The sequence below is a fragment of the Moraxella boevrei DSM 14165 genome (assembly GCF_000379845.1).
In the GTDB taxonomy this organism is placed as follows: Bacteria; Pseudomonadota; Gammaproteobacteria; order Pseudomonadales; family Moraxellaceae; genus Faucicola; species Faucicola boevrei.
The window spans coordinates 35,171-58,189 of record NZ_KB903808.1 but is presented as its reverse complement, the minus strand read 5'-3'; the positions used below and the strand labels follow the sequence as shown (position 1 = coordinate 58,189).

The 23,019-nt window shown below is 39.1% G+C and carries 24 protein-coding genes and 4 tRNA genes; 20 read left to right on the top strand and 8 right to left on the bottom strand.

From position 1 onward, the window contains the following. Window positions 1-42: 42 nt before the first annotated feature. The 4 genes from rluB to A3G3_RS0110065 are packed head-to-tail and all read left to right on the top strand — an operon-like array spanning window position 43 to window position 3,798. Window positions 43-888 (top strand): 23S rRNA pseudouridine(2605) synthase RluB, encoded by an 846-nt coding sequence (gene rluB, locus A3G3_RS0110080; RefSeq protein WP_019520393.1) that lies wholly within the window; start codon window positions 43-45, stop codon window positions 886-888. A 33-nt stretch (window positions 889-921) separates the two neighbouring features. Continuing rightward, window positions 922-1,233 carry a rhodanese-like domain-containing protein gene (locus tag A3G3_RS0110075; protein ID WP_019520392.1) on the top strand — a complete coding sequence of 104 codons (312 nt, stop codon included), beginning with the start codon at window positions 922-924 and terminating at the stop codon, window positions 1,231-1,233. A gap of 3 nt (window positions 1,234-1,236) precedes the next feature. Continuing rightward, window positions 1,237-2,559 (top strand): McrB family protein, encoded by a 1,323-nt coding sequence (locus A3G3_RS0110070; protein ID WP_019520391.1) that lies wholly within the window; start codon window positions 1,237-1,239, stop codon window positions 2,557-2,559. Between the two features lie 3 nt (window positions 2,560-2,562). After that, window positions 2,563-3,798: a 5-methylcytosine restriction system specificity protein McrC gene (locus A3G3_RS0110065; RefSeq protein WP_019520390.1), complete on the top strand. Its 1,236-nt coding sequence runs from the start codon at window positions 2,563-2,565 to the stop codon at window positions 3,796-3,798. An 11-nt stretch (window positions 3,799-3,809) separates the two neighbouring features. Here the strand turns inward: A3G3_RS0110065 and coaE are convergent, their stop codons facing one another. From coaE to tilS, 5 genes are all read right to left on the bottom strand, one after another. Further along, window positions 3,810-4,418 (bottom strand): dephospho-CoA kinase, encoded by a 609-nt coding sequence (gene coaE, locus A3G3_RS0110060; RefSeq protein ID WP_019520389.1) that lies wholly within the window; start codon window positions 4,416-4,418, stop codon window positions 3,810-3,812. Between the two features lies 1 nt (window position 4,419). Then, window positions 4,420-5,295: a prepilin peptidase gene (locus A3G3_RS0110055; RefSeq protein ID WP_019520388.1), complete on the bottom strand. Its 876-nt coding sequence runs from the start codon at window positions 5,293-5,295 to the stop codon at window positions 4,420-4,422. Beyond that, the gene (locus A3G3_RS0110050) at window positions 5,295-6,515 is read right to left on the bottom strand and encodes a type II secretion system F family protein (protein WP_019520387.1); all 1,221 of its coding nucleotides are present in this window, start codon (window positions 6,513-6,515) and stop codon (window positions 5,295-5,297) included. The genes A3G3_RS0110055 and A3G3_RS0110050 overlap by 1 nt, the downstream gene beginning before the upstream one ends. A 71-nt stretch (window positions 6,516-6,586) precedes the next feature. After that, window positions 6,587-8,287 (bottom strand): type IV-A pilus assembly ATPase PilB, encoded by a 1,701-nt coding sequence (gene pilB, locus A3G3_RS0110045; RefSeq protein WP_019520386.1) that lies wholly within the window; start codon window positions 8,285-8,287, stop codon window positions 6,587-6,589. 159 nt (window positions 8,288-8,446) lie between these two features. Next, the gene (gene tilS / locus A3G3_RS0110040) at window positions 8,447-9,688 is read right to left on the bottom strand and encodes a tRNA lysidine(34) synthetase TilS (protein ID WP_019520385.1); all 1,242 of its coding nucleotides are present in this window, start codon (window positions 9,686-9,688) and stop codon (window positions 8,447-8,449) included. A gap of 111 nt (window positions 9,689-9,799) precedes the next feature. Here tilS and A3G3_RS0110035 point away from each other — a divergent pair, with 111 nt between their 5' ends. Beyond that, window positions 9,800-10,501, top strand: a complete 702-nt coding sequence (locus A3G3_RS0110035; protein WP_019520384.1) for an RluA family pseudouridine synthase — start codon at window positions 9,800-9,802, stop codon at window positions 10,499-10,501. Between the two features lie 84 nt (window positions 10,502-10,585). Here the strand turns inward: A3G3_RS0110035 and A3G3_RS0110030 are convergent, their stop codons facing one another. The 3 genes from A3G3_RS0110030 to A3G3_RS0110020 form a co-directional block, all read right to left on the bottom strand. Then, window positions 10,586-10,996, bottom strand: a complete 411-nt coding sequence (locus tag A3G3_RS0110030) for a hypothetical protein (RefSeq protein ID WP_019520383.1) — start codon at window positions 10,994-10,996, stop codon at window positions 10,586-10,588. 178 nt (window positions 10,997-11,174) lie between these two features. Further along, on the bottom strand, window positions 11,175-12,035 hold the full coding sequence (gene mutM / locus A3G3_RS0110025) for a bifunctional DNA-formamidopyrimidine glycosylase/DNA-(apurinic or apyrimidinic site) lyase (RefSeq protein ID WP_019520382.1): 861 nt from the start codon (window positions 12,033-12,035) through the stop codon (window positions 11,175-11,177). Window positions 12,036-12,088: 53 nt separating this feature from the next. Beyond that, window positions 12,089-14,512, bottom strand: coding sequence for a RelA/SpoT family protein (locus tag A3G3_RS0110020; RefSeq protein WP_019520381.1), 2,424 nt, complete (start codon window positions 14,510-14,512; stop codon window positions 12,089-12,091). Window positions 14,513-14,708: 196 nt separating this feature from the next. On the opposite strand from A3G3_RS0110020, the gene A3G3_RS0110015 reads away from it, so the two are divergent. The 15 genes from A3G3_RS0110015 (at window position 14,709) to A3G3_RS0109940 (ending at window position 23,010) form a co-directional block, all read left to right on the top strand. Beyond that, the gene (locus A3G3_RS0110015; protein ID WP_019520380.1) at window positions 14,709-15,887 is read left to right on the top strand and encodes a DUF1615 family protein; all 1,179 of its coding nucleotides are present in this window, start codon (window positions 14,709-14,711) and stop codon (window positions 15,885-15,887) included. A 174-nt stretch (window positions 15,888-16,061) separates the two neighbouring features. Continuing rightward, window positions 16,062-16,138 (top strand) — tRNA-Pro (locus tag A3G3_RS0110010). 86 nt (window positions 16,139-16,224) lie between these two features. Beyond that, window positions 16,225-16,301, top strand: a tRNA-Arg gene (locus A3G3_RS0110005). Between the two features lie 23 nt (window positions 16,302-16,324). Continuing rightward, window positions 16,325-16,400, top strand: a tRNA-His gene (locus A3G3_RS0110000). 204 nt (window positions 16,401-16,604) lie between these two features. Then, on the top strand, window positions 16,605-17,414 hold the full coding sequence (tpiA, locus tag A3G3_RS0109990; protein WP_019520378.1) for a triose-phosphate isomerase: 810 nt from the start codon (window positions 16,605-16,607) through the stop codon (window positions 17,412-17,414). 36 nt (window positions 17,415-17,450) lie between these two features. Beyond that, complete coding sequence (gene secG / locus A3G3_RS0109985; RefSeq protein ID WP_019520377.1) at window positions 17,451-17,765, top strand: preprotein translocase subunit SecG; 315 nt, start codon at window positions 17,451-17,453, stop codon at window positions 17,763-17,765. Between the two features lie 62 nt (window positions 17,766-17,827). Next, window positions 17,828-17,912 (top strand) — tRNA-Leu (locus A3G3_RS0109980). 249 nt (window positions 17,913-18,161) lie between these two features. After that, on the top strand, window positions 18,162-18,821 hold the full coding sequence (locus A3G3_RS0109975) for a phosphoribosylanthranilate isomerase (protein WP_019520376.1): 660 nt from the start codon (window positions 18,162-18,164) through the stop codon (window positions 18,819-18,821). Window position 18,822: 1 nt separating this feature from the next. After that, window positions 18,823-19,392 (top strand): cold shock domain-containing protein, encoded by a 570-nt coding sequence (locus A3G3_RS0109970; protein WP_019520375.1) that lies wholly within the window; start codon window positions 18,823-18,825, stop codon window positions 19,390-19,392. An 11-nt stretch (window positions 19,393-19,403) separates the two neighbouring features. Beyond that, complete coding sequence (locus tag A3G3_RS14100; protein WP_019520374.1) at window positions 19,404-19,688, top strand: cold-shock protein; 285 nt, start codon at window positions 19,404-19,406, stop codon at window positions 19,686-19,688. A 37-nt stretch (window positions 19,689-19,725) separates the two neighbouring features. Further along, on the top strand, window positions 19,726-20,478 hold the full coding sequence (locus tag A3G3_RS0109960; protein ID WP_019520373.1) for an SDR family NAD(P)-dependent oxidoreductase: 753 nt from the start codon (window positions 19,726-19,728) through the stop codon (window positions 20,476-20,478). Window positions 20,479-20,486: 8 nt separating this feature from the next. After that, a complete protein-coding gene (locus A3G3_RS0109955) occupies window positions 20,487-20,738 on the top strand; it encodes a hypothetical protein (protein WP_019520372.1) in 252 nt (83 codons plus the stop codon). Next, window positions 20,735-21,145 carry a type II toxin-antitoxin system VapC family toxin gene (locus A3G3_RS0109950; RefSeq protein WP_019520371.1) on the top strand — a complete coding sequence of 137 codons (411 nt, stop codon included), beginning with the start codon at window positions 20,735-20,737 and terminating at the stop codon, window positions 21,143-21,145. The genes A3G3_RS0109955 and A3G3_RS0109950 overlap by 4 nt, the downstream gene beginning before the upstream one ends. An 18-nt stretch (window positions 21,146-21,163) precedes the next feature. After that, on the top strand, window positions 21,164-22,369 hold the full coding sequence (gene trpB, locus A3G3_RS0109945; protein ID WP_019520370.1) for a tryptophan synthase subunit beta: 1,206 nt from the start codon (window positions 21,164-21,166) through the stop codon (window positions 22,367-22,369). A 23-nt stretch (window positions 22,370-22,392) separates the two neighbouring features. Continuing rightward, window positions 22,393-23,010, top strand: coding sequence for a hypothetical protein (locus A3G3_RS0109940; RefSeq protein ID WP_019520369.1), 618 nt, complete (start codon window positions 22,393-22,395; stop codon window positions 23,008-23,010). Window positions 23,011-23,019 lie beyond the last annotated feature (9 nt).

Genomic DNA, 23,019 nt, shown 5'->3' with positions numbered 1-23,019 from the left:
CGTTTTAATCACATTGTGAAATGTTACACAGGAATTATCCCCATGAAAGATGAAAAATTGCAAAAAGCCCTTGCACGTTTAGGGTTAGGCTCTCGTCGCCAAATGGAAATCGTTATCCAAGAAGGGCGAGTGAGCGTCAATGGTCAAGTTGCCAAAATCGGCGACCGAGTTGGACAGGGGGACGAAATCCGTGTGGACGGTCGGCAACTACGCTACACGGCGGAAAACGAAAAACGTCGCCGTATCCTAATGTATTATAAACCCGAAGGGGAAATCTGCTCATCACATGACCCAGAAGGTCGTCCTACCGTATTTGAACGCTTGCCACCACTGAGCCATGACCGTTGGGTGATGGTCGGGCGTTTGGATATTAATTCAACTGGCTTACTTTTGTTTACCAATGACGGTGAGTTAGCACACCGATTGATGCACCCATCCAACGAAGTGGAACGTGAATATGCGGTGCGTGTCATGGGGGAGGTGACACCAGAAATCCTGCAAAATCTCACCAAAGGCGTAGAGCTTGATGATGGTTTGGCAAAGTTTGACGACATTGTGGAAAAAGGCGGTGAAGGCATTAACCGTTGGTATCAAGTCAAACTTAAAGAAGGGCGTAACCGTGAAGTACGTCGCCTATTTGAAAGCCAAGGACTAAAGGTCAGCCGACTATTACGAACCCGTTACGGCACGGTCAGCTTACCAAGAGAATTACGCACAGGTCGCTATATGGAACTTGACCGCAGTGAAATTGATAATCTTGCCAACCTTGTCAATCTACGCCCACGCCACGTAGCAGGGCTAAATACAGGGGCAAAACGCCGAAAAGAACGCCTAGAGAAAAAACCACTCAAAGCCCGCCGAGTTCACCGCTCACGTAAAGTGGATTAAAGCTTTTTTGCTAAAAATTGTTAAGGAAACATCATGATAACCGAGCTTCATATTAGCGACTTTATACCAAAACCTACCGATATTATTTGGGACGTGCGAGATGCCAAATCTTACCAAGAAGGGCATATTGAACACGCCAAAAATCAACCGTTGGACACGTTAAACACCGAACTTTTAGCAAATACAGACGGTACAATTTATGTGCTATGCGGTGGTGGTACAAAGGCAAGCAAGGCGGTTGCCTTGTTAAATGAACTTGACCCAAGTCGTGAAATCGTACATTTAATAGGTGGTACTCGTGGGGCAAAATCGGCAGGTATGACGATAATGGGTGAAAATCAGTAAAACATGAAAGATTTGTTAAGCCAGCTAAATTTACCCAAAAATCCAACCGATACGCCTGTTAATCTGATTTTGACAGGCGTCGCAGGTACAGGAAAAACCTATTTATTACAACAACTTGCCAAACAACACTATACTCAGACGATTGAACCGATGGATAAGCAAATTTTGTTAAATCGGTTAGTTGAGCCATTAAAATGGCAGGAAGTCATTTGTTTAATTTTTTTGCAACAAAAACAACAACAGAAAGAATTATTAAAAGTCAATGAAATTGTTAGCCATGTATTTTTTATGGCTAAAATAAATCTTTTGCAAAGAAAAGATGCCCTAGAGCAAACTGCTTGGGGAGCTTTACAAAAGTTTAGTAACCCACATTCTAAAACGGTTAAACAAAAAAACCGAGCCAGCCAAGCCTTTTTTGACAAAGATGCAGGTAGTCATTGGTTTTTACTTGATGAAAGTTTGCCTTTGTTAAACGATTTGCAAGGAAAACTGGACGATTATCAACACGCTATCCGTCAGCAACGGCAAATTGTGCAGAAAAACTACACTTTTGTTAGTTTTCATCAGGATTATAGTTACAATGAGTTTGTGGAAGGTATTCGCCCTGTCAATGACAATGGGCAGATGAGCTATGCCGTGGCAAAAGGGGCGTTTTTGCAGTTGTGCGAAAGGGCAAAAGACAACCCAAATCAGCGGTTTGCCATATTAATAGATGAAATTAACCGAGCCAATGTCAGCCGAGTGTTTGGCGAGTTGATGTCGATGATTGAGCCGAGCAAGCGAGCAGGTCAGCGTGATGAATTGGTGGTGAATTTGGCATATTCACATCAGGCGTTTAGCGTGCCGAGCAACGTGGATATTTTTGCGACTATGAACACGCAAGACCATTCGTTAGCCCCTTTGGATATGGCATTTCGGCGACGTTTTTACTTTATGGAATGTGAACCAAATTGCAAAATTTTAGACAAAATTTTGGTGGAAAATCAGTCGATAGACTTGCCAGTTTTGTTAAATAATTTAAACCAAAAAATTAGCCAAACTTTAGGAAAAAATAGCCGTCTGGGACACAGTTTTTTATTAAATGTAAACGACTTAGCAACACTTGCCGATAGATTTATCACATCTATCTTGCCACAAGTGTCAGAAAGTTGTCAACATAATGGGGCGATGCTACAGCAGATTTTTGGACAGGATTTGATAAAAATTTCACAAAATAGCCTAAGCAATTCTAATGGTTTACCGTATAATTCAATGTTTTCAGCCAATCAAGATTTTGAGATACAGGCAGATGTTTTGTTCAATATTGCGTTTTATCAAAGCATTTAATTCATGATGATAACCACCTTTGAACATGGCTGTTTAACCGAGCAAGATTTTGCGGTGGCAAGTGATTTTACTTGGCTAATGGAACAAGTTGAGCAAGATCTGCCGATTTTTAACGTGGTGCGAAAAAACGGAAAATGGCAAATCAAGGCCAAACATTACCTTGCTATGATAGGCTTGCCAAGCGGTCAGCAACTGCAAATTTTACCCAAAATTCATCATGAAAATTTAGCAGATACTGAAAAATATCTAAATTTAATGTTTCTTGATATTTTACAATCACAAACTTATGTCAATCCCAAAGTTTTACCCAATCTGACCCAAGCTAACCCAAATTTACTGTTAAAAAATCAACAAAATTTTAATTTTTTAAATATTTTACAACAACATTTTTACCAACTTTTTTTGACGTACCAAACTAATCAACAGTACCAACGGTTTGATGAAAATCAACCATTTTTACAAGGAAAATTGCTATTAAAACAACAGCTCCAATATAATCATCCGCAACATCACAAGTTTTTTAACCAAATTGAACAATTCGTCCAAGATACGGGTTGCAATCGATTGGTAAAAAGCACGGCAATTTTTTTACAATTAAATCAACTGGTTACGATGCAAAATTGGCAAAATTTAGCAAAAATTTCCAACTTGGCAAACTTATTTCAAGCCAGTTTTCAAGCAAAAATCGCTCAAGAATTAGCTTTATTAAATCCAATGCAACGCCAAATCAATGAAAAATTAATTAATTTTTGTTTATGGATTTGGCAAGCAAAAATTTATCAACAAAATTTTTCCAATAACTCACCAAATCAAAACCAATGGGCGTTGATGTGGGATATGAATGCGTTGTTTGAGTTGTGGTTATCGGTAAAATTACCGCAAGTTTTTGCTAAAACCGATAAAGATTTTGAAATTCTTTATCAACAAAATCAAGACTTTGTTTTTGATAATGAACAAAAATCGTTAAAAAACATCCGTCCAGATTTTGTCATAAAATCTGCCAAAAAAACCGTGGTGATAGATGCCAAATGGAAAAATGTGGTAAATTTTGAGCAAATCGCTATGACAGATTTGTATCAAATCATCGTATATGCTGAGCAGGTTGGGGCAGAGGAAGCGTGGCTTGTTTTCCCAACGGTAGAGCCTGGACGACAGGTGGAAGAATTTTTTGTCAAAAATCAGCAAATTCGCTTTTTTATCGTGCCGTTTGATGTGAATATGGGTCAGCTGAAAATTTAAAAATATTGAAGTTAATCTTGGGTTGCTAAGCTTAAGTAATGCTGATGCAATACAGCAAGTTGTGTGTATAGTTCGGCAACTGTGCCATTATTTACCACCACGTCATCGGCTTGTTGTAAGCGTTGTTCACGTGAGAGTTGATGATTCATGATAGCTTGGATTTGTTCAATCGTTTGCCCATCACGTTGGCTGGCTCGTTGGATTTGATTATTTTCGTCCGTATCAATCACCAAAACCCGTTGGCAAAGGCTTTTTAAACCATTTTCACCACCTTCTAATAACAAAGGCACTACCAAAATACAATAAGCGGTGGTGACTTGGGTGATTTGTTGTTTTGCTAACTCACGGATAGCAGGGTGGGTAATGTTTTGTAACGTGGTTAGAGCGTCTGGATACGTAAAAATGTAGTTACGTAAGGCTTTTCGGTTGAGTGAGCCATCGGTTTGAATGAGCCACTCACCAAAGGTATTGATAATTTGTTGTAGGGCAGGGCTGTCTTTTTCAACCACTTGGCGGGCTAAAATATCAGCATCAATAATGCCGATATTCTGTGTGGCAAACCAGTCACTTGCTTGGGTTTTGCCACTACCAATACCACCTGTTAACCCAATTACCAACATTTTAACCTGCCATACTGCCTAAATACCAGGTTAAAATTGGCTGACCGTATAACAACGCAACCATACCTGCCATGGCGATGTACGGCCCAAAGGCGAACGGTTTGCTTTCACCTGCACGTTTCATCAAAATCACGCCAACGATTGAGCCAATCATCGCGGATAAAAAGACAATTAATGGTAGTAGGCTTGGACCAAGCCATGCTCCAAGGGCGGCTAATAATTTAAAATCACCATAGCCCATACCATGTTTTTTTGTTACTAATAAAAATAGCTTGTAAACAATCCAAAGGCATAAAAAGCCAATCACATAGCCAAAAATTGCTTGGCTTGGGCTGGTAAAAATAGCAAAAGCATTGACAAATAAACCAAGTCCTGCCAAAGGCAAAGTCAGTCTATCAGGCAATAGCTGGGTGTCAAAGTCAATGCCTGTTAAAGCAATTAAAACCCAAGTTAAAACTAAACCACTAGCCCCTTGCCAAGTCACACCAAATTGTACAATCACCAAAACCGATAAAATCGCGGTAATAATCTCCACAAAAGGATAGCGAAAGCTAATAGGGTTTTTACAGCCACTGCATTTACCTTGTAAAAATAGCCAACTAAGCACAGGAACATTTTCATACCAGCGGATTTGATGATTACATTTTGGGCAGCGAGAAGGTGGAAAACTTAAGGTGATGGGAATGGGTGGTTCAACATTATCATTTGGGTGTAATAAATATTGGCATTCAGTTGTCCATTGCTGTTCAAGCATGAGCGGAGTACGGTGAATGACCACATTTAAAAAACTGCCAACACATAGGCCTAAAATAGCAAAAACAATCATCGCTGTAAGCGGTGATTGTTGTAATAATTGTATAAAAAAAAACGTATTCATTAAATAACAGAACCCATTTGGAAAATTGGTAAATACATCGCAACCACCAAGCCACCAATAACAATCCCCAAAAATGCCATAATCATCGGTTCCATAAGGCTAGTTAAACCATCGACAGCATTATCCACTTCATTTTCATAATAGGTGGCAACTTTATCGAGCATTTCTTCAAGACTACCTGCTTCTTCGCCAATCCCGACCATCTGAATCGCCATACTGGGGAATAGATTGGTAGAACGCATGGCAAATTGCATTTGTTGCCCTGTGGCGACATTCTCTTTAATTTGTTGGGTTGCATTATAATAAACCACATTGTTAGTGGCACCTGCTGTAGAGTCTAGAGCATCAATCAGCGGTACACCTGCAGCAAAGGTTGTTGATAAGGTACGAGAGAATCTTGCAATAATTGCCTGATACACAATATTACCAAAAATAGGCATTTTAAGTGCCAAACGGTCTAGAAAATCCCGAAAGGCTTTACTACGCTTTTTTGCTTCAGAAAAACTGATAGTTAGTCCAGCAATAGTAAATAATACTATCCACCACCATTTTTTCATCCATTCTGACATATTAACCACCATTTGGGTAAAAGCGGGCAATTCTGCACCAAAAGATTTAAAAACATCAGCAAAAACAGGCACAACTTTAACTAATAAGATTGTTGTTACAATAAATGCAACAGCAATAACCGCAATAGGATATTTCATGGCTTTTTTAATTTTCGCTTTTAGTAATTCACTTTTTTCTTTATAGGTCGCAACCCGCTCAAGCATGGTCTCTAACGCACCTGATTGTTCACCCGCTTCCACCAACGAACAAAACAAATCATCAAAATAACGTGGATGTTTACGTAAAGCAGAGGCGAAATTACTACCAGCTTCAATATCCGCTTTAATTTTTAATACCAATTCTTTCATATTAGGGTTTTCTAAAGCATCGGCGACAATCTCAAAAGATTGGGTTAATGGCACACCCGCTTTCATCATGGTGGCTAATTGACGCACAAAGATGGCAATATCAATCGCTTTAATCGCTTTACCCCCTTTAAACAAGGGTTTGGCTTTCTTCTTGATACTTTTAACTTGAATGCCCTGTTTACGCAGTTGGGCACGTGCTAGGTCAATATTACGGCTAGTTGCCTCACCTTTTACCTTTTCGCCACGTCTATTCGTGCCTTCATAGATAAAATCCTGTAATTGTTCGGTTTGGACTTTTGCCATACGGTTATCCTCAATGATTGGCGGTAGTTGATACCTATTTTTGTTGTTATTGGCTAATAAAAAATGTTTTGTTATTCACTTGTGACACGGTACATCTCTTGCACGCTGGTTAAGCCTTGCAAGACTTTCATAATACCTGAACGTCGTAAATCACGGAAACCTTGGGTCAAGGCAATATCTTTGATTTGAATGGCATTACCGTCTTCCATAATAATCCGTGAAATTTCTGGTGTGATTTTTAACACTTCATAGACACCGACACGCCCTTTGTAGCCTTCACGGCATTCAGAACAACCGACTGGTTCATAAATCACATTTTCAGGATTATCCAAATCTTCTTCGGTAAAGCCCATTTCTAATAAACTTTGACGTGGGGCTTCCGTTGGTTTTTTACACACTTTACACAAGCGACGTGCCAAACGCTGTGCGATGACCAAGTTGACGGAAGTGGCAATGTTAAACGATGCCACGCCCATATTTCTTAAACGTGTTAAGGTTTCAGGGGCAGAGTTGGTATGCAATGTTGATAATACCATGTGACCTGTTTGAGCGGCTTTAATCGCAATTTCGGCGGTTTCAAGGTCACGAATCTCACCCACCATGACGATGTCAGGGTCTTGACGCAAGAAGGCTTTCAACGCACTGGCAAATGTCAAACCCACTTTATTATTTACGTTGACTTGGTTAATCCCTTCAAGGTTAATCTCAACAGGGTCTTCGGCGGTAGAAATATTGGTTTCCACCGTATTTAAAATGTTTAAACCTGTATATAGCGAAACGGTTTTACCAGAACCTGTTGGACCAGTAATTAACAACATCCCTTGCGGTTTATCAAGGGCTTCCATAAATAATTTTTTCTGGTCAGGTTCATAGCCTAACGCATCAATGCCCAGCATTGCCGATGATGGGTCCAAGATACGCAGAACCAATTTTTCACCAAATAGGGTGGGACACGAGTTCACACGAAAGTCAATTGCCCGTTCTTTGGAGACTTTTAGCTTAATACGACCATCTTGCGGAATACGGCGTTCAGAAATATCCATTTGGGAAATCACTTTTAGACGGGCAGCGATTTTACTGGCTAACTGCATCGGTGGATTGGCAATTTTTTGTAACACGCCATCGACACGAAAACGTACCCGATACACCTTTTCATAAGGTTCAAAGTGTAAGTCCGATGCCCCCATACTAATGGCTTTAATCAGCATACTATTGACAAATTTTACCACAGGAGCATCATCTGTCGTATCTAGTGTGGTTTCACCACCACCATCATCAGGTTTATCTTCATCACCAAAATCAGCATCAAAATCGCCAAAACTATCCAAAGTTGATGCTGAAAACATCTTTTCAATCATGGATTTGATTTTACTATGTTCAGCAACGACAGTTTCCACCATGAGTCGTGTGCTAAATTTTAACGCATCTAAGGCATCCACACGGGTTGGGTCGCTCATCGCCACAAACAGACGATTGCCACGCTGAAAAACTGGCAAAATATCAAATTCACGGATGATTTTTTCTTCAACCGCATCTTTAGGAATATAATCAGGATTTAAGGCATCCAAATCTATCAGCGGATCGCCAAACTCACGGGCTATCAGCAAAGCCACACGGTCAGCACTCGCTACTTTGGAATCGACCAAATAGGCAATCAGATTTTTCTTTTCTTGTTGCGACTCAGTAATCGCTTTTTGCATGGCAGATTCGCTTACGATGTTCTCTTGAACTAATCGTAACGCAATGCCACCAAAATTTGGAAATGCAGACATAAATTTTCCACTTAAAATTTTGCTAAGGTAACTATCTTAACAGTTTAGCGTAAATCCACAAAAAAACAACGCTATTTGGATAAAATCCAAAATAGCACGATAAAATTACAATCTTACTTATTTTAACATAATAAAAACCAAATTTACCATGCAGAAACATTAAAAATTTGTTAAAAAAACACATCTATCGGCAAAACATAGGGCAAAATCCTGTCCATTTTTTTGTAAAACTGATGCAAAAACTCGCTCCCACGCAGGAATTTTTAATGCTTGACAAATTTTTTTAAAACTTTCGTGATGCGGTTTACCCAAACGCTGAAAGCTTTCACCTGCGACAATGGTTCTGGATTGATACGCATTATCTGGGTTCATCGCTTGCCAAAATAACGGCTGTTTTGTTGCCAAAGCCGTCACATAATCTGTATTTAACCGATACAAAGTGTGTTGATAACGCCGAATTTGTACGCCTTGCCATGCGATAATCGTTTGTTGGTCGCTATTTTTTGTTAAAATAAGTTGGTATATTTGCTCAATAATTTGCCGATTTGGGGCAAATGCTTTTTCTGCTTTTACCCAATAATGTAATAGTTGAAAAATACGAGGTTGGCTAAGTTTTTGTAATTTTTCAATATTTAAGCATTGTTGCTGACTTGTCCAACTAAAAGATTGACAAAAAGACAAATCTTGTTGATAAATTTCTTGTAAAATTTGTTCACTTTCTGCCAAGTTTTGACAAGTCCGAGCGATATTTTGACTAACTTGGTTAAAGCGTTGATTTAACACAGGAAAAACTTGATGGCGTAGCCAAGTACGTTGATTATTATTTTGCTCAGACTGATAAATATTTGTTGGGTCATCTACATAGGGAATTTGGTGCAACTTGACAAATTCATTAATCACATCACGGCTCACCGACAACAGCGGTCGCCACAGTCTAAGCGGTTTAGCAAAGGCGTGTTGCGTGCTAAATGCCGACATTCCTGATAGCCCTGTAATGCCTGTTCCTTGACAAAAGTTTGATAACACCGTTTCGGCTTGGTCTTGGGCGTGGTGGGCGGTGGCGATAATCGCATTGGTTTCGGTGAGTTCACAAAAGGCTTGATAACGAGCGGTTCTCGCTTGTTGCTCATTGACAAGCTTAGGATTTTGCCATGTTAAGCGTTGGCTTTGACAAAGGATTTGTTGTGATTGACAAAAATTCTCTACTATTATTTGCCAATCTTCATTGACCGCTTGTAATTGGTGGTTAATATGAATGGCATGAATGGGTAATTTTAGCAAATGACAGGCGTAGAGCAAGCACATAGAATCACGACCGCCACTGCAAGCGATATAAATCGGCTGATGTGGCGGAATATACTGACGATAACTTTGCCAAATGGTGTGTAACATTGGGTGCATGATAAAAACTTAAATTAGCAACAAATTGGATTATTTTAACAAAATAATCGCACGATTGTGTTAAAATAGCCGATTGATTGTATCCAATTCATTGGATTTATAGGAAAATTCATGTTAACTGCTGAAAAAATTGCCAAAAAAAACCACGCAGAAACCCAACTTTTACCGAGTTTTTTTGAAGATTTTGCTAAAAAAATCACGGTTTATCAAGATGATGATATTTGGGTGGTGGACAAACCGCATGGCTTGCTCAGCGTGGACGGACGTGAATTAAAGGTCAGTTTACAATCACGTTTGTTAAAAGTTGAGCCAAATTTAAAGCTCATTCATCGGCTAGATATGGACACGTCAGGGCTGATTATTTTTGCCAAAAATGCCGAAGCACAGAGCCATATTTGCAAACAATTTATCGACCGATTGCCACAAAAAGAATACCAAGCCTTGGTATTTGGCACGTTGCCACAGTCGGGCGAAGTCAGCGTGCCCGTCCGCTACGAGCCAAGTACTAAGCCACGTCATATTGTGGATATGAATTGGCATAAACACGCCTTGACTAAATTTGAAAGCCTGCACCACGAACTGCGTCAAGATGTGCCGATTACTCGCGTGGCGTTGCATCCCATCACAGGACGCAGTCATCAATTACGCGTGCATATGGTACATTTGGGTCATGTCATGTTGGGCGACCCAATTTATGCAGACGGCGTAGCGTTGGCGTTATCGCCAAGGCTTTGTCTGCACGCTCACAAATTACGCCTAAAACACCCAAATTCTGGTGTTTGGCTCAACTGGGAAAGCGATGTGCCATTTTGATTTTCTTACAAGATTGTTAAATAAAAAAGACCTATAGTAAGGTCTTTTTTAAAACACTTTTGCCATAATTTTTATCAAATTAAATTAAGGTTGGCTTACCACCACATTTTGGTCGGTGTTGATATAAATCTCTGATGGACCATCCACCACAAGGCGAACTTGGTTGTTATGCACTTGTTGTGATTTGTAGTAGGCATCTTGGGCTGGCGTGCAACCTAGGCAACGGTCTAAGGCTTGGATAGGCTCATCAATTAACACACGTTTAGAATTGGCAACATCACCTGTAAAAAAGGTAAAAGGCAAGCTGGCTACAAAAGCGGCAGTACCACCAACAACCGTGGCTAACTGTAAAGGTTTGCCACCAACGGTATCGGCAACCATTGAGCCATAAGTTGGACCAAAGTTATCCTCGTCAATCTCAGTCGCTGCAAAACTTGGGCTCACACACGCCACGCTTAACGCACCAACCATCGCCAATTTACGCAATGTTTTCATAACAAACTCCTAAAACTTGGACAAAAACCGATAAAAATAGGTTAGCCAATGAATGAATTAAAATTTAAAGCTACATTACACCAATTTTTACGCAATTTAGCAAGTAAAATTCTACATTTTTAGCATTTTTTTCGGATTAACGGTTAAATTTTGTTGTATGTTGGCAAAATACACGAGGTTAACTGATTAAATTAGTCGGCAAAGGTTGGCAGTTTGGACAAAACGTGCTGGCTCGTTGGGCAATTTTTACATTGTCAATCGGCGTTTGACAAATCGGACAAGGCTCGCCTTTATGTCCATACACGTTTAAAGTTTGTTGAAAATAACCTGTTTTGCCTGCACCCACGGTAAAATCTTTGAGCGTTGAGCCACCTTTTTTAATTGCTGTTTGTAAAATTTGGCGAATATGTTTTACCAAATCTGATAATTGTTGATAGTTTAACAAATGGGCAGGCGTCAATGGATGAATTTTGGACAAAAACAAGCTTTCTGTCGCATAAATATTGCCAACACCAACCACAATCGTTTGTTCCATAATCACCGCTTTAATCGGTCGGCTAATCGGTTGCTTGCGTTGATGAATGAGGTTGTATAGATAAACGGTGGTAAAATCATCACTGAGCGGTTCAACGCCCAAGTGATGAAGCAATTTATCGGCAAACATGTCATACCATAGCACCGCACCAAAACGACGTGGGTCATGATAATGCAACTGGGTAGTTTTTGCAAAATCATCAATAAAATCAATGATTAAATGGTCGTGTTTTCGCACGGCAAAATCATGGGGATGTTGTTGTAAACTACCTGACATGCCTAGATGAATAATTAATTTTTTTTCAATGCTTTTTTTAACAAAGGTTAAAATTAAATATTTTGCACGTCTTTCAACATGGTTTAATTCAAAACTTAGTAACGTTGCCAAATCGTCAGGCACTTGCCAACGTAGTTTGGGTTGAAAAATGCGAATATTGGCAACTTTTTGTCCAATTAAGGGCGTTAAACTCGTGGCAGTGGTCTGTACTTCGGGTAATTCTGGCATTGTTTGCGTTATCCTTTTTTCTGAACTTTTTTAACACCAATGGATTTGCTAGGTTAGGCATTTTTTGGGGAATTGGTAATGACCCGTCTGGCTAAAATAATGCCGTGTTGTTGTTCTAGTTTTGCCAAAAGCTTGGATAATTGCCCAAGCCCTGTTACTTCGATACTAAAGTTGAGTCTTGCAATATCTTCCACGTCGCTTAGGGTATCCACTCGGCGAATGTTGGCATTTTCTTGGTCCATGATATAGGTTAAATCTCGCAATAAACCTCGTCTGTCATAGGCTTCAAGGTAGATTTGTACCAGTTGTGATTTGCCTTTATTGCCATACCAAACGGCACTAATTGCCCGTTCTGGTTCTTTGTGGATAAGGCGTTCATATTCTGGGCAGTCCACGTGATGAATGCTCACGCCGTGCGACTGAGTGATAAATCCTGCAATTAGCTCACCTTGCACAGGGCTACAGCAACCTGCTAGTTTGATATCAATATTGTCCAAACCGTCTACTTCAATTTTATAAGCGTCCAGTTTGCCTGTGGCTTTTGGGTGTATACTAGGTACAAGCTCAGCTTCTACCACATCAGGTTCAAGGTCAAGATGACGGCTGATTTGGGCGGTTAAATCGGGTAGTTCCACATTACCATTGACCAAGCCAACTAAAATATCATCAGCGTTGCGTGCGTTAAAAAATTTCACATAATCATGTAAATCAATGCTGTTTGGATGCACGGATAAGCGTGATAATTCTTTGTTAAGAATGTGTTTACCTGTTTCAATGTTTTTATCACGGTCTTGTTTGTTAAACCATTGGCGTAATTTTGCCCTTGCTCGTGCGGTATTGATGTAACCGAGTGATGCCACCAGCCAATCACGGTTTGGCTCTCGTGATTGTTTGGTGATGATTTCTACTTGTTCGCCTGTTTTGGGTTGATAGGTGAGTGGCACATAGCGTTGATTAACACGAGCGGCTTGAGCACGGTTGCCAACTTGGGTATGCACATAATAGGCAAAATCCAGTACGGTTGAACCTTTTGGTAACTCAATGATATCGCCATCCTTACTAAATACATAAATCCGTTCAAACTCACTAAAATCCAAATCCGCATCTTCATCTTGAACGGATTGAGTTTGGATAGATTTTATCGGTTCGGTTTTGTTAATGTCATTTGGTTGAGTAACGTCTTTTGTATCTTGATTTAATAGAATTTGGCGTAATGAGCTGATTTTTTTGGTTAAATAATCATCTTGTTTGTTTTTTGTCCCTTCTTTATAACTGACGTGCGAACACACGCCAAGCTCGGCTTCATAGTGCATACCAAAGGTACGAATTTGCACTTCTAAGGACTTATTTTGTGCAATCACCGCTGTGTGTAGTGAACGATAGCCGTTCGGTTTTGGATTGGTAATATAATCATCAAACTGTTCAGGAATGTGTCGCCATAGCCCATGTACCAAGCCCATGACGTGATAACATTCTGCCGTTGTATTCACCAATACTCGCAATGCACGAATATCATATAACTGGTCAAATGACAACGATTTGAGCTTCATTTTACGATAAATAGAGTAAATATGTTTTACACGTCCAGAAATTTCACCTTGAATGCCATGTTCTGCTAAGGCTTGTTGTAATTGAGCGGACACATTTTGAATATAGCTTTCTCGCTCACTGCGTTTTTCATTAAGCAATTTGGCAATTTCTTTATAACGGTCAGGGGCAAGATAACGAAAGGATAAATCTTCTAACTCCCATTTTAATTGAGCAATACCCAACCGATGGGCAAGCGGTGCATAAATTGTCATAACCTCACGAGCCACACGCTGTTGACGTTCAGGCGTGGCAAAGGATAATTCACGCATCGCAAATGTACGCTCTGCTAGTTTTATCAGCACCACACGCACGTCATTAGTAACCGAAATTAGCATATTGTAAATCCCTGCTAAACGGTCTTTTTGGTTATTATTAAAATGGTCTTCTAAGCGTTTATTATTTTCAATCAAATCCGACAAACGTCCCATTTTTAGCGTTTCTTGTACCAAATCTGCCACTTCATTACCAAATTCTGCTCGGATTTGTCTTTCGCTCAACACGTCTTTTCGCACCGCACGGTACAGCATTGCTGACACTAACGCATCTTCATCTTGATACAAATATGCCAAAATATCCGCCATACCAACCCCTGTCAAAAAGGCATTGGAACGCTTTGAAGGTGTAGATAAATCTTGAGTCTTGAGTAGTTCGCAGGCTTTGATGAGCTTTGGTAGGCTCGGTTGATTGGCACGTTTTGCCATGGATTTTAACCATGCGTCCGTGTCTATTGTATGCTCATCAATGATTTTACTCGCTGAGTCCGAAATAATCGGCAAATCCGTATGACTAAAATGGTGTTGTGCGGTAATACTTGCTAGCATACTTGCACTATCATGGTTGGCATCTGAACCGTCTAACAACGGCAAACTTTCACGAATTTTTACCATCTTTTACTCCAACTTTTTATGCCAAAGTTATTGTTTTTATCAATTTTTAAACAACGTTTAAGGTTGTAAATACAACAATATTGCAACGATTAATTAACATTTTTCCACTATAATGAACAAGAGAACTGTCAATTTAAGTTTTGTCAATGACAACCTTTTTACTAGCAACAAGATGCCCTTAGTATAGGTTATTTTTATGAAATTACCACTATTTTTTGTTAAAAAAAACCACTATTTTTTAACGTTAACTATACCGTGTTTTTTGTTGACAGGTTGCGACAAAATCAAAGGTCTAATTCAAGCCGAAACGCCAACACCTACCTACACCGCCGAACAAATTGCTAAATTTATGCCAAACCGTCACCAAGACAAACAAGCGTGGGCAAATGATATTTATGCAATTTTTAACACCTTAGATATTGAACGCAATGCTAATAATATCTGCTCTGTGATTGCGGTGATTGACCAAGAGTCTAACTTTCAAGCCGACCCACCTGTCAAAAACTTAGGCAAAACTAGTTTAAACGCACTCAACGAAAAATTAGACGAAAAACTTGGCAAAAACATTGCCCCATTTTTTAGAAAAATGTTAAAAGAACAACCGAGCGTGCAAAATAGTTTTGAAAAACAAATTTTGGCGGTAAAAACTGAACAACAGTTAGATAAAATTTATTATCAAATGTTTCAATATTTTAGCGAAAAATATTATGCCAACAAAATTACCCAACTCACCAAACTCGTAGGCAAAGATATCGCCGAAAAGCTTGACCCGATTACCACGCTTGGCAGTATGCAGGTGCATATCAATTATGCCCGTGATAACCGCCGAAATGACGGCGACAATCAAACATTACGCCAAGATTTGTACAGTCAATATGGCGGGTTATATTACGGCATTCACCGCCTAATGCGATACCAAACCGACTATCAAAATCCGATTTATCGTTTTGCCGATTACAATTCAGGCATGTACTCTAGTCGTAATGCTGGCTTTCAAAAAATGCTCGCTGAATTAAGCAAGCAAAACATTGATTTTGACGGTGATTTGCTGATTTATAAAAGTGGCACAACTATCAGCGATATGCCTAGCCAAAGTGAAAAAGCCTTACAAAGTATGGCAAATCAAGGTTTTTTAAAACTAACGCCACGCCAAATTCGCAATGACTTAAGCAAAGAAAAATCACGAAAATTTGCCGATACCGAAACTTATCGCACCATTGCTAGCTTATATAAAATGAAAACAGACAAAGACCCAATTGGTGAAATGATGCCCCAAGTCGTCATTTCTGGGGCAAAACTCAGCAAAGACTACAACACCAAGTGGTACGCCGACAATGTTAACCGCCGTTATCAAGCCTGTATGCAAAAAATTTAAATCCTGTGTATAAATTGCATAAGTGATTGTTTATCAATGCAAAAATATAAAGTCCAAATTTTTAACCGATAAAAAAATGAAAAAAATAAAAAAAAGTGTTGACAACAAGGTGGGGCTACTATAAAATACGCACCACTTAAGCAACGATGTTGAATAAAACATCCTATAAAAATTCGGGGCGTAGCTCAGCTTGGTAGAGCACCTGGTTTGGGACCAGGGGGTCGTAGGTTCGAATCCTGTCGCCCCGACCATTTATTTAATTCATTTTAATAAATTAAATAAATAGAAGCCTTAAATGAAAAAGGCTTTTTTTATTGCTAAAATTTGCACCACTAGAGCGCCTGTAGCTCAGTTGGATAGAGCATCTGCCTTCTAAGCAGGTGGTCACAGGTTCGAATCCTGTCAGGCGCGCCATTTGCGTGTCAACACATATTATGGTGGATGTAGCTCAGTTGGTAGAGCCCTGGATTGTGATTCCAGTTGTCGCGGGTTCAAGTCCCGTCATTCACCCCATATTCTAAAAATCCTTTAATAGCCTATTCAGCGTGGTTGTTAAAGGATTTTTTATTGCGTCTAAATATTGCATTTAACAAAATTTTTGCGAAAGTTTTTAGCGTGTTTTTGCCAAAATATGCTATAATAAAGCGTTTTTTTACCATAAAATCAATCATAACATTGTCATTAACAATATAACGAATAGTATAATTTGGGTGATGTATGAACCAATCTAATCATGCTAAACAAACGTGGGTCGTGGCAAACTGGAAAATGAACCCTGTGTCATCGGCACAAGTTACTGATTTAATGCAAGGTCTGGCTCAAAATTTGCAACGACAAGAAATCATAGCGGATAATAGCCATGTGGTAATTGCCCCAAGTTTGGTGCATTTAAGCCAAGTGATTGATTTTGTTGATAATCATGCGTTGTCAATGCACATTTCTGCCCAAAATGTGTGTGCCAATCATGCCGAAAATGGGGCGTTTACAGGTGAAATTTCTGCATCTATGCTCAAAGAATTGGGGGTGAAATCGGTTATTATCGGACATTCGGAACGCCGTCAATATTATGGTGAAACAGATGAAAGTTTAACGGCTAAAATTCAAAATGCGTTTAACGCAAACTTGTCAGTGATTTATTGCATTGGTGAAACCAAAGATGAATACGATAATGGCGAAACTGAAACGGTTTTGCAACGTCAATTAGCGTTATTAGCAAGTTTTGCCAAAAATATTTCGTTAGTAGAAAATCCGAGTTTCCCAAAATTGATTGTTGCTTATGAGCCTGTTTGGGCAATTGGCACAGGCTTGACACCGACGTTTGATGAAGTTGCAAACGTGCATCATTTTATTAGTGAACTATTGTCTACGTTTAAAATGCCTGCACCGATTTTGTACGGTGGTAGCGTGAATGATAAAAATGCCAATGATTTGGCAAAAATCCCATTGGTGGACGGGGTGTTGGTGGGTGGGGCATCGCTAAAGGTGGACAGCTTTTGTGAAATTATTACCGCTTTTGCCAAAAAATAAGGTACAATAGACCTATTTATTTTGATTGAGTGAACTATGTATAACGTAATTTTAACACTTCATATCGTGGTGGCGATTGCCATGATCGGCTTGATTTTAATCCAACACGGCAAAGGGGCTGATGCGGGGGCTTCGTTTGGGGCAGGGACCTCGGGGACGGTGTTTGGGGCCTCAGGTTCGGCGAATTTTTTGACCAGAAGTACGGCGGTGTTGACAGCGATTTTCTTTGTTACGAGTATTACTCTTGCGGTGTTTGCCAAACAGCAAGCGATTGATAATCATACGTTAGATGTCAGTGGTGTGACAACGCCTACAACCACACTGCCTGCCCCGACTGCTCCTGCAAAATAGGAAAGCTGTAAATTTAGCTTGCTATTTTGATAGGATATGTTAGAATATTAAGCCTAATTTTTGCGAACGTGGTGGAATTGGTAGACACGCTATCTTGAGGGGGTAGTGCTTCACGGCGTGAGGGTTCAAGTCCCTCCGTTCGCACCAAATACGACTATTAATTCATTGAAAAATATACCTACTAGTAATCCTTATAATTTATGATATATCATAAATGTAATACTTTTTTTAAAAAGTCTAATAATAAATTTTAACCAATATTGAAAAAAGAAAAAACCATTTCTACGGAAGTGGTTTTTTTATGCCAAAAATTTACCAAATCAAACAATTTTACGAAAAAAAGCAAATATTCTTGTCAAAATGTGTTAGGATAAAACTTTTAACAAGATTGATAAAATGATGACGAATTTAAGTGTAAAATTTTGTGGCTTTACCCGAGCCGATGAGATAAAAAAAGCGGTAAGCCTTGGTGTAGATGCGATTGGTTTGGTGTTTTATCCGCCAAGCCCACGCCACGTCAGCTTTGATGAGGCGATGACTTTAGCAAAATCTGTCCCTGCTTTTACGAGCATTGTTGCTCTTGTGGTGAATATGCCAGAGCAGGATTTGGTAGCCTTGTCACATTATGTGCCGTTTGATGTGGTGCAGTTTCATGGCGATGAGTCTGCTCGTGAATGTGGGCTAATGGCTCAGCGTGTTTGCAAACGCTGGATAAAAGCCATTCGTGTTAAGCCTTGTGATGATAGCGACAGTATTTTAAATCAAATCCAAGCATTGGCAGATTGTGGGGCAAGTGGGGTGATTTTGGATACTTTTAACGACAAAACCTTTGGCGGTACAGGGCAAAGATTTGATTGGGATAAAATTCCTGACAATTCGCCATTGCCCATTTATTTGGCAGGCGGACTAAATTCTAATAACATTGGCGATGTTGTGGGTAATAAAAGTTTAATGAGCAAAATTAAAGGCGTTGATGTGAGTGGAGGGATTGAAAAAGAAAAGGGGGTGAAGTGCGGGGAGAGAATGTTTCAATTTATCAATAATTTGAGAATTTAAAATGAGTATAGGAATTATTCAATTTTGGAATGATGAAAAAGGTTTTGGTTTTATTAAATCTGATGATTTTGATAAAAAAATCTTTGTGCATATTTCCGATTTTCAAAATAAATATAAACGCCCAAATATTGGCGATGAAGTTGTATTTTTTGTTAAAGACACGCCAAAAGGAAAGCAAGCCTACAAGGTTAATTTTAAAAATGAACCACAAAAACCAATTCGCCAAAATTATCGCCAAGATGATGAGAATGGTGGTGGTACATTATCTAAAATTATTGGTGTATTTGTATTGGTCAGTATTGGATATTTCGTTTATGGGAATTTTATTAAAAGTACAGAACCTGAATTTACGCCCATTCAAACAGTTGTAAGTACACCAATTCAAAAACCAGCCCAAACAATTTCAAAGCCGAAAAAATCATATGTTTGTGACGGTCGTCAGCATTGTAGCCAAATGACCTCAAAAGAAGAAGCTCAATATTTCTTAAAGCATTGTCCAGATGTCAAAATGGACGGCGATAGGGACGGCGATGCGTGCGAAGATCAATTTGGTCGCAAAGGCTTATTTTAGGAGTATTACATATGAGCAAAGGCGTAATCAGTCGTTGGAATGGCGATAAAGGATTTGGTTTTATAAAATCTGATGAGTTTGAAAAAGAAGTTTTTGTGCATATTTCAGCATTTCCCAAAGGTTCTTTGCACCCAAGAATTTGGGATAGGGTAATATTTCAAACTAAGCGAACACCAAAAGGCATTAGTGTTGATAGGGTGCGTTATGACAATATCGACAGAGAGCCTAATCAATCAAATCGTAATAATTCAATTCAAGATTATGAAATTAATTTGGAATTGTTGCAAGATGATTAAGTAATCTAGAATAAATAACCTAGAAAAGGAAAAATCTATGAACATTCTAATCACAGGCGTAACATCAGGTTTTGGCAAACAAATTGCCATTGATTGTATTAAAAACGGCTTTACCGTTATTGGCACAGGTCGCCGTCAAAATAAACTTGATGAATTAAAAAACGAGCTTGGTGATAATTTTATTCCGCTGTGCTTTGATATTGGCGACATATCCGTCACAAAAATGGCTTTGCAAACTTTGCCTAATGACATTTTGGCAAATATTGATGTGCTTATCAATAATGCAGGATTGGCATTGGGTTTGGAATCTGCCGATAAAGCGGATATTAACGATTGGCAAACAATGATAAATACCAATACGCTTGGGCTTGTTAATATTACGCACGAGATTTTGCCATTTATGGTTGCCAAAAATGACGGCTATGTCATCAATATCTCATCAACGGCAGGCAATTATCCGTATTTTGGGGCGAATGTCTATGGGGCGACTAAGGCATTTGTTACGCAGTTTAGTCTAAATTTGCGAGCCGATTTGATTGGCAAAAAAGTGCGAGTTACCAACATAGAACCTGGTTTGTGCGGCGGCACAGAATTTAGTAACGTACGTTTTCATGGTGATGATGAGAAAGCGGGGAGGGTTTATGAAAATGTGGAATTTATTCGCCCCGAAGACATTAGTAATATGGTATTATGGCTTATCAATCAGCCCAAACATATTAACATTAACCGACTAGAAGTCATGCCAACCGCTCAGACCTTTGCAGGATTGACGGTGGTTAAAGATTTATAGGATTTTTTATGAAGACTTTGACTTTAACCGCAGAAAATCATATTGTAGATAGCATTTTGGCTGTGATTGCCAATTTCCCTAAAAAAGAGATTATCTCTGTTAAAACAAATGTGCAAGATGAATTGCAACCTTTACCAGAGGTTAACTCCATTGAAGATTTGGCAGGAATTTTGTCGCCTTATACTAATGGCTATATTTCTGATGAAGAAATGGATAATGCCATTACAGATGCCATTTGTGAAAGAGCAATGATGTCATGACTGATATTTATATTATTGACACCAATGTTTTAATGCGATATTTATTAAAAGATGATGACAATCAGTTTGTTATTGCAAAATCTTATTTAACCAATCCAAATTATCAGTTATATCTACCCATTCAGACATTGTGTGAAATGGTTTGGATTATGAAAAAGAAACTAAAATTTCCTAATGCTTATATTGTAAAAGTATTAAAGGGAATTTTGACACAATCCCATATTGATTTTGATAAAGAAGTGGTTAATTTTTCAATGGAATTTTTGAAAAATAATGGTGATTTTGCGGATGGTGTGATTGCTTATTCTACAACAAAATTTCAGCATTCTCATTTATTAACTTTTGACAAGAAGTTACATAAACTTTGTCAAAAATTTGATATAGCACATATTCCCTTAAACAAATAATTCAAAAGGCAAAAACTTATGACAGACTACACCCAATTCCCTAATACCACAGGGCATTTTGACATTCATGGCGGACGTTTTGTTTCCGAAACCTTGATGAGTGCGTTAGAAGAGCTAGAACGCATTTATTTATCGGTCAAAAATAACCCAGAATTTTGGAAAGAATATAATGACGATTTGGTGAATTATGTGGGTCGTCCCACACCTTTGTATTTTGCCAAACGCTTAACAGCAAAGACAGGCGGGGCAAAAATTTATCTTAAACGAGAAGATTTAAACCACACAGGCGCACACAAGGTCAATAACACCATTGGGCAAGCACTTTTGGCCAAACTGGTCGGTAAAAGGCGTATCATCGCTGAGACAGGGGCAGGGCAACACGGCGTGGCAACCGCTACGATTGCGGCACGGCTTGGACTAGAATGTGTGGTCTATATGGGGGCGGACGATGTAGAACGCCAAAAAATGAATGTCTATCGTATGAAACTTTTGGGGGCGACAGTCGTGCCTGTAACAAGTGGTTCTCGCACGCTCAAAGACGCGATGAATGAGGCGATGCGAGACTGGGTAACCAATGTGGACGACACTTATTATGTGATTGGCACGGTGGCAGGCCCGCACCCGTATCCGATGCTGGTGCGTGATTTTCAGGCGATTATTGGGCGTGAGGCTCGTTTGCAACACCTTGAATTTGAAGACAAATTGCCTGACGCACTGGTGGCGTGTGTAGGCGGTGGCTCAAATGCAATGGGGCTATTTTATGAGTTTTTGAACGATAAAGATGTGCAGATGTATGGCGTGGAAGCAGGCGGACACGGCATTGAGACGGGCAAGCATTCGGCTCCGTTAAATGCAGGGCGTGTGGGCGTGTTGCACGGCAATCGCACCTACCTTATGGCGGACGATGAAGGGCAAGTCATTGAAACGCATAGCATTTCTGCGGGGCTTGACTACCCAGGGGTCGGGCCTGAACACAGCTTTTTAAAGGATATGGGGCGTGTGCAGTATGTGGTGATTGACGATGATGAGGCGTTAGAAGCCTTTCGTATTTTGACCAAAACCGAAGGCATTATCCCTGCCCTAGAAAGCTCGCACGCTGTTGCCTATGGGCTAAAACTTGCCAAAACGCTCGGCAAGGACAAATCCATCATCATCAATTTATCAGGTCGCGGCGATAAAGATTTGCATACGGTGATGACAGTAGATGGGATTGAAATGGATTGATATTGAGGTAATAAGGGTTTGAAATGAATATCGAAAATCTAAATGAGCTAATCAATTTTTGTGAAAACAAAACAAATAATAGCTTTTTATTTGATTATAAATTTAAAGGATTAAATGTTAGAGGTATTTTCTTTGCTAATTCAAAATCAATCATTATTGGGCTTGAAAATTATAATTGTGCTTGGAGTATTAGTGTTAAAACTAGTAGAGAAAATTTAAATTATATAAATACATATATACCGAATTATATTTACAAAAAAATTTGTGAATCATTAAAAAATGATGAAAATTATACCAATGAGGCATTTTTTTTAGCATTGGTTGATTATTTATCACGCATAAGAACTCAAAATAATCTTGAAGGTGCAAATGATGATGAAATTGTGTCATTGTTAGAAAATACCAAATTTTCAACCGAAAGATATGGTAAAAACGATGTTGAAAGACCATTTTTTTATTATTGGAAACGAGTTAAGCCAAGTGCTAAATCTTTGAACAAGATAGAAGATGTATTTGGCTATGAAGTTAGGCAAGAGTGTTATAGACAGTGTATAACTGCTGCTTGGTCTACCAATCCAACCAGAAATTATTTAGAATTTCTAACCAGAAATGCAGGCGATGAATTTTATTTTAAAGAATAATAGGAAAAA

What these genes read in the sequence shown, in the direction of transcription:
- A3G3_RS0110020 (WP_019520381.1), bottom strand. Translation starts at nt 14,512, where the DNA reads ATGGTAAAAATTCGTGAAAGTTTGCCGTTGTTAGACGGTTCAGATGCC.
- A3G3_RS0109940 (WP_019520369.1), top strand. Translation starts at nt 22,393, where the DNA reads ATGAATATCGAAAATCTAAATGAGCTAATCAATTTTTGTGAAAACAAA.
- A3G3_RS14100 (WP_019520374.1), top strand. Translation starts at nt 19,404, where the DNA reads ATGAGCAAAGGCGTAATCAGTCGTTGGAATGGCGATAAAGGATTTGGT.
- A3G3_RS0109950 (WP_019520371.1), top strand. Translation starts at nt 20,735, where the DNA reads ATGACTGATATTTATATTATTGACACCAATGTTTTAATGCGATATTTA.
- tilS (WP_019520385.1), bottom strand. Translation starts at nt 9,688, where the DNA reads ATGCACCCAATGTTACACACCATTTGGCAAAGTTATCGTCAGTATATT.
- A3G3_RS0110030 (WP_019520383.1), bottom strand. Translation starts at nt 10,996, where the DNA reads ATGAAAACATTGCGTAAATTGGCGATGGTTGGTGCGTTAAGCGTGGCG.
- A3G3_RS0110015 (WP_019520380.1), top strand. Translation starts at nt 14,709, where the DNA reads ATGAAATTACCACTATTTTTTGTTAAAAAAAACCACTATTTTTTAACG.
- A3G3_RS0109960 (WP_019520373.1), top strand. Translation starts at nt 19,726, where the DNA reads ATGAACATTCTAATCACAGGCGTAACATCAGGTTTTGGCAAACAAATT.
- coaE (WP_019520389.1), bottom strand. Translation starts at nt 4,418, where the DNA reads ATGTTGGTAATTGGGTTAACAGGTGGTATTGGTAGTGGCAAAACCCAA.
- A3G3_RS0110070 (WP_019520391.1), top strand. Translation starts at nt 1,237, where the DNA reads ATGAAAGATTTGTTAAGCCAGCTAAATTTACCCAAAAATCCAACCGAT.
- A3G3_RS0109955 (WP_019520372.1), top strand. Translation starts at nt 20,487, where the DNA reads ATGAAGACTTTGACTTTAACCGCAGAAAATCATATTGTAGATAGCATT.
- trpB (WP_019520370.1), top strand. Translation starts at nt 21,164, where the DNA reads ATGACAGACTACACCCAATTCCCTAATACCACAGGGCATTTTGACATT.
- secG (WP_019520377.1), top strand. Translation starts at nt 17,451, where the DNA reads ATGTATAACGTAATTTTAACACTTCATATCGTGGTGGCGATTGCCATG.
- tpiA (WP_019520378.1), top strand. Translation starts at nt 16,605, where the DNA reads ATGAACCAATCTAATCATGCTAAACAAACGTGGGTCGTGGCAAACTGG.
- A3G3_RS0110035 (WP_019520384.1), top strand. Translation starts at nt 9,800, where the DNA reads ATGTTAACTGCTGAAAAAATTGCCAAAAAAAACCACGCAGAAACCCAA.
- A3G3_RS0110055 (WP_019520388.1), bottom strand. Translation starts at nt 5,295, where the DNA reads ATGAATACGTTTTTTTTTATACAATTATTACAACAATCACCGCTTACA.
- A3G3_RS0110065 (WP_019520390.1), top strand. Translation starts at nt 2,563, where the DNA reads ATGATGATAACCACCTTTGAACATGGCTGTTTAACCGAGCAAGATTTT.
- mutM (WP_019520382.1), bottom strand. Translation starts at nt 12,035, where the DNA reads ATGCCAGAATTACCCGAAGTACAGACCACTGCCACGAGTTTAACGCCC.
- A3G3_RS0110050 (WP_019520387.1), bottom strand. Translation starts at nt 6,515, where the DNA reads ATGGCAAAAGTCCAAACCGAACAATTACAGGATTTTATCTATGAAGGC.
- rluB (WP_019520393.1), top strand. Translation starts at nt 43, where the DNA reads ATGAAAGATGAAAAATTGCAAAAAGCCCTTGCACGTTTAGGGTTAGGC.
- A3G3_RS0110075 (WP_019520392.1), top strand. Translation starts at nt 922, where the DNA reads ATGATAACCGAGCTTCATATTAGCGACTTTATACCAAAACCTACCGAT.
- pilB (WP_019520386.1), bottom strand. Translation starts at nt 8,287, where the DNA reads ATGTCTGCATTTCCAAATTTTGGTGGCATTGCGTTACGATTAGTTCAA.
- A3G3_RS0109970 (WP_019520375.1), top strand. Translation starts at nt 18,823, where the DNA reads ATGAGTATAGGAATTATTCAATTTTGGAATGATGAAAAAGGTTTTGGT.
- A3G3_RS0109975 (WP_019520376.1), top strand. Translation starts at nt 18,162, where the DNA reads ATGATGACGAATTTAAGTGTAAAATTTTGTGGCTTTACCCGAGCCGAT.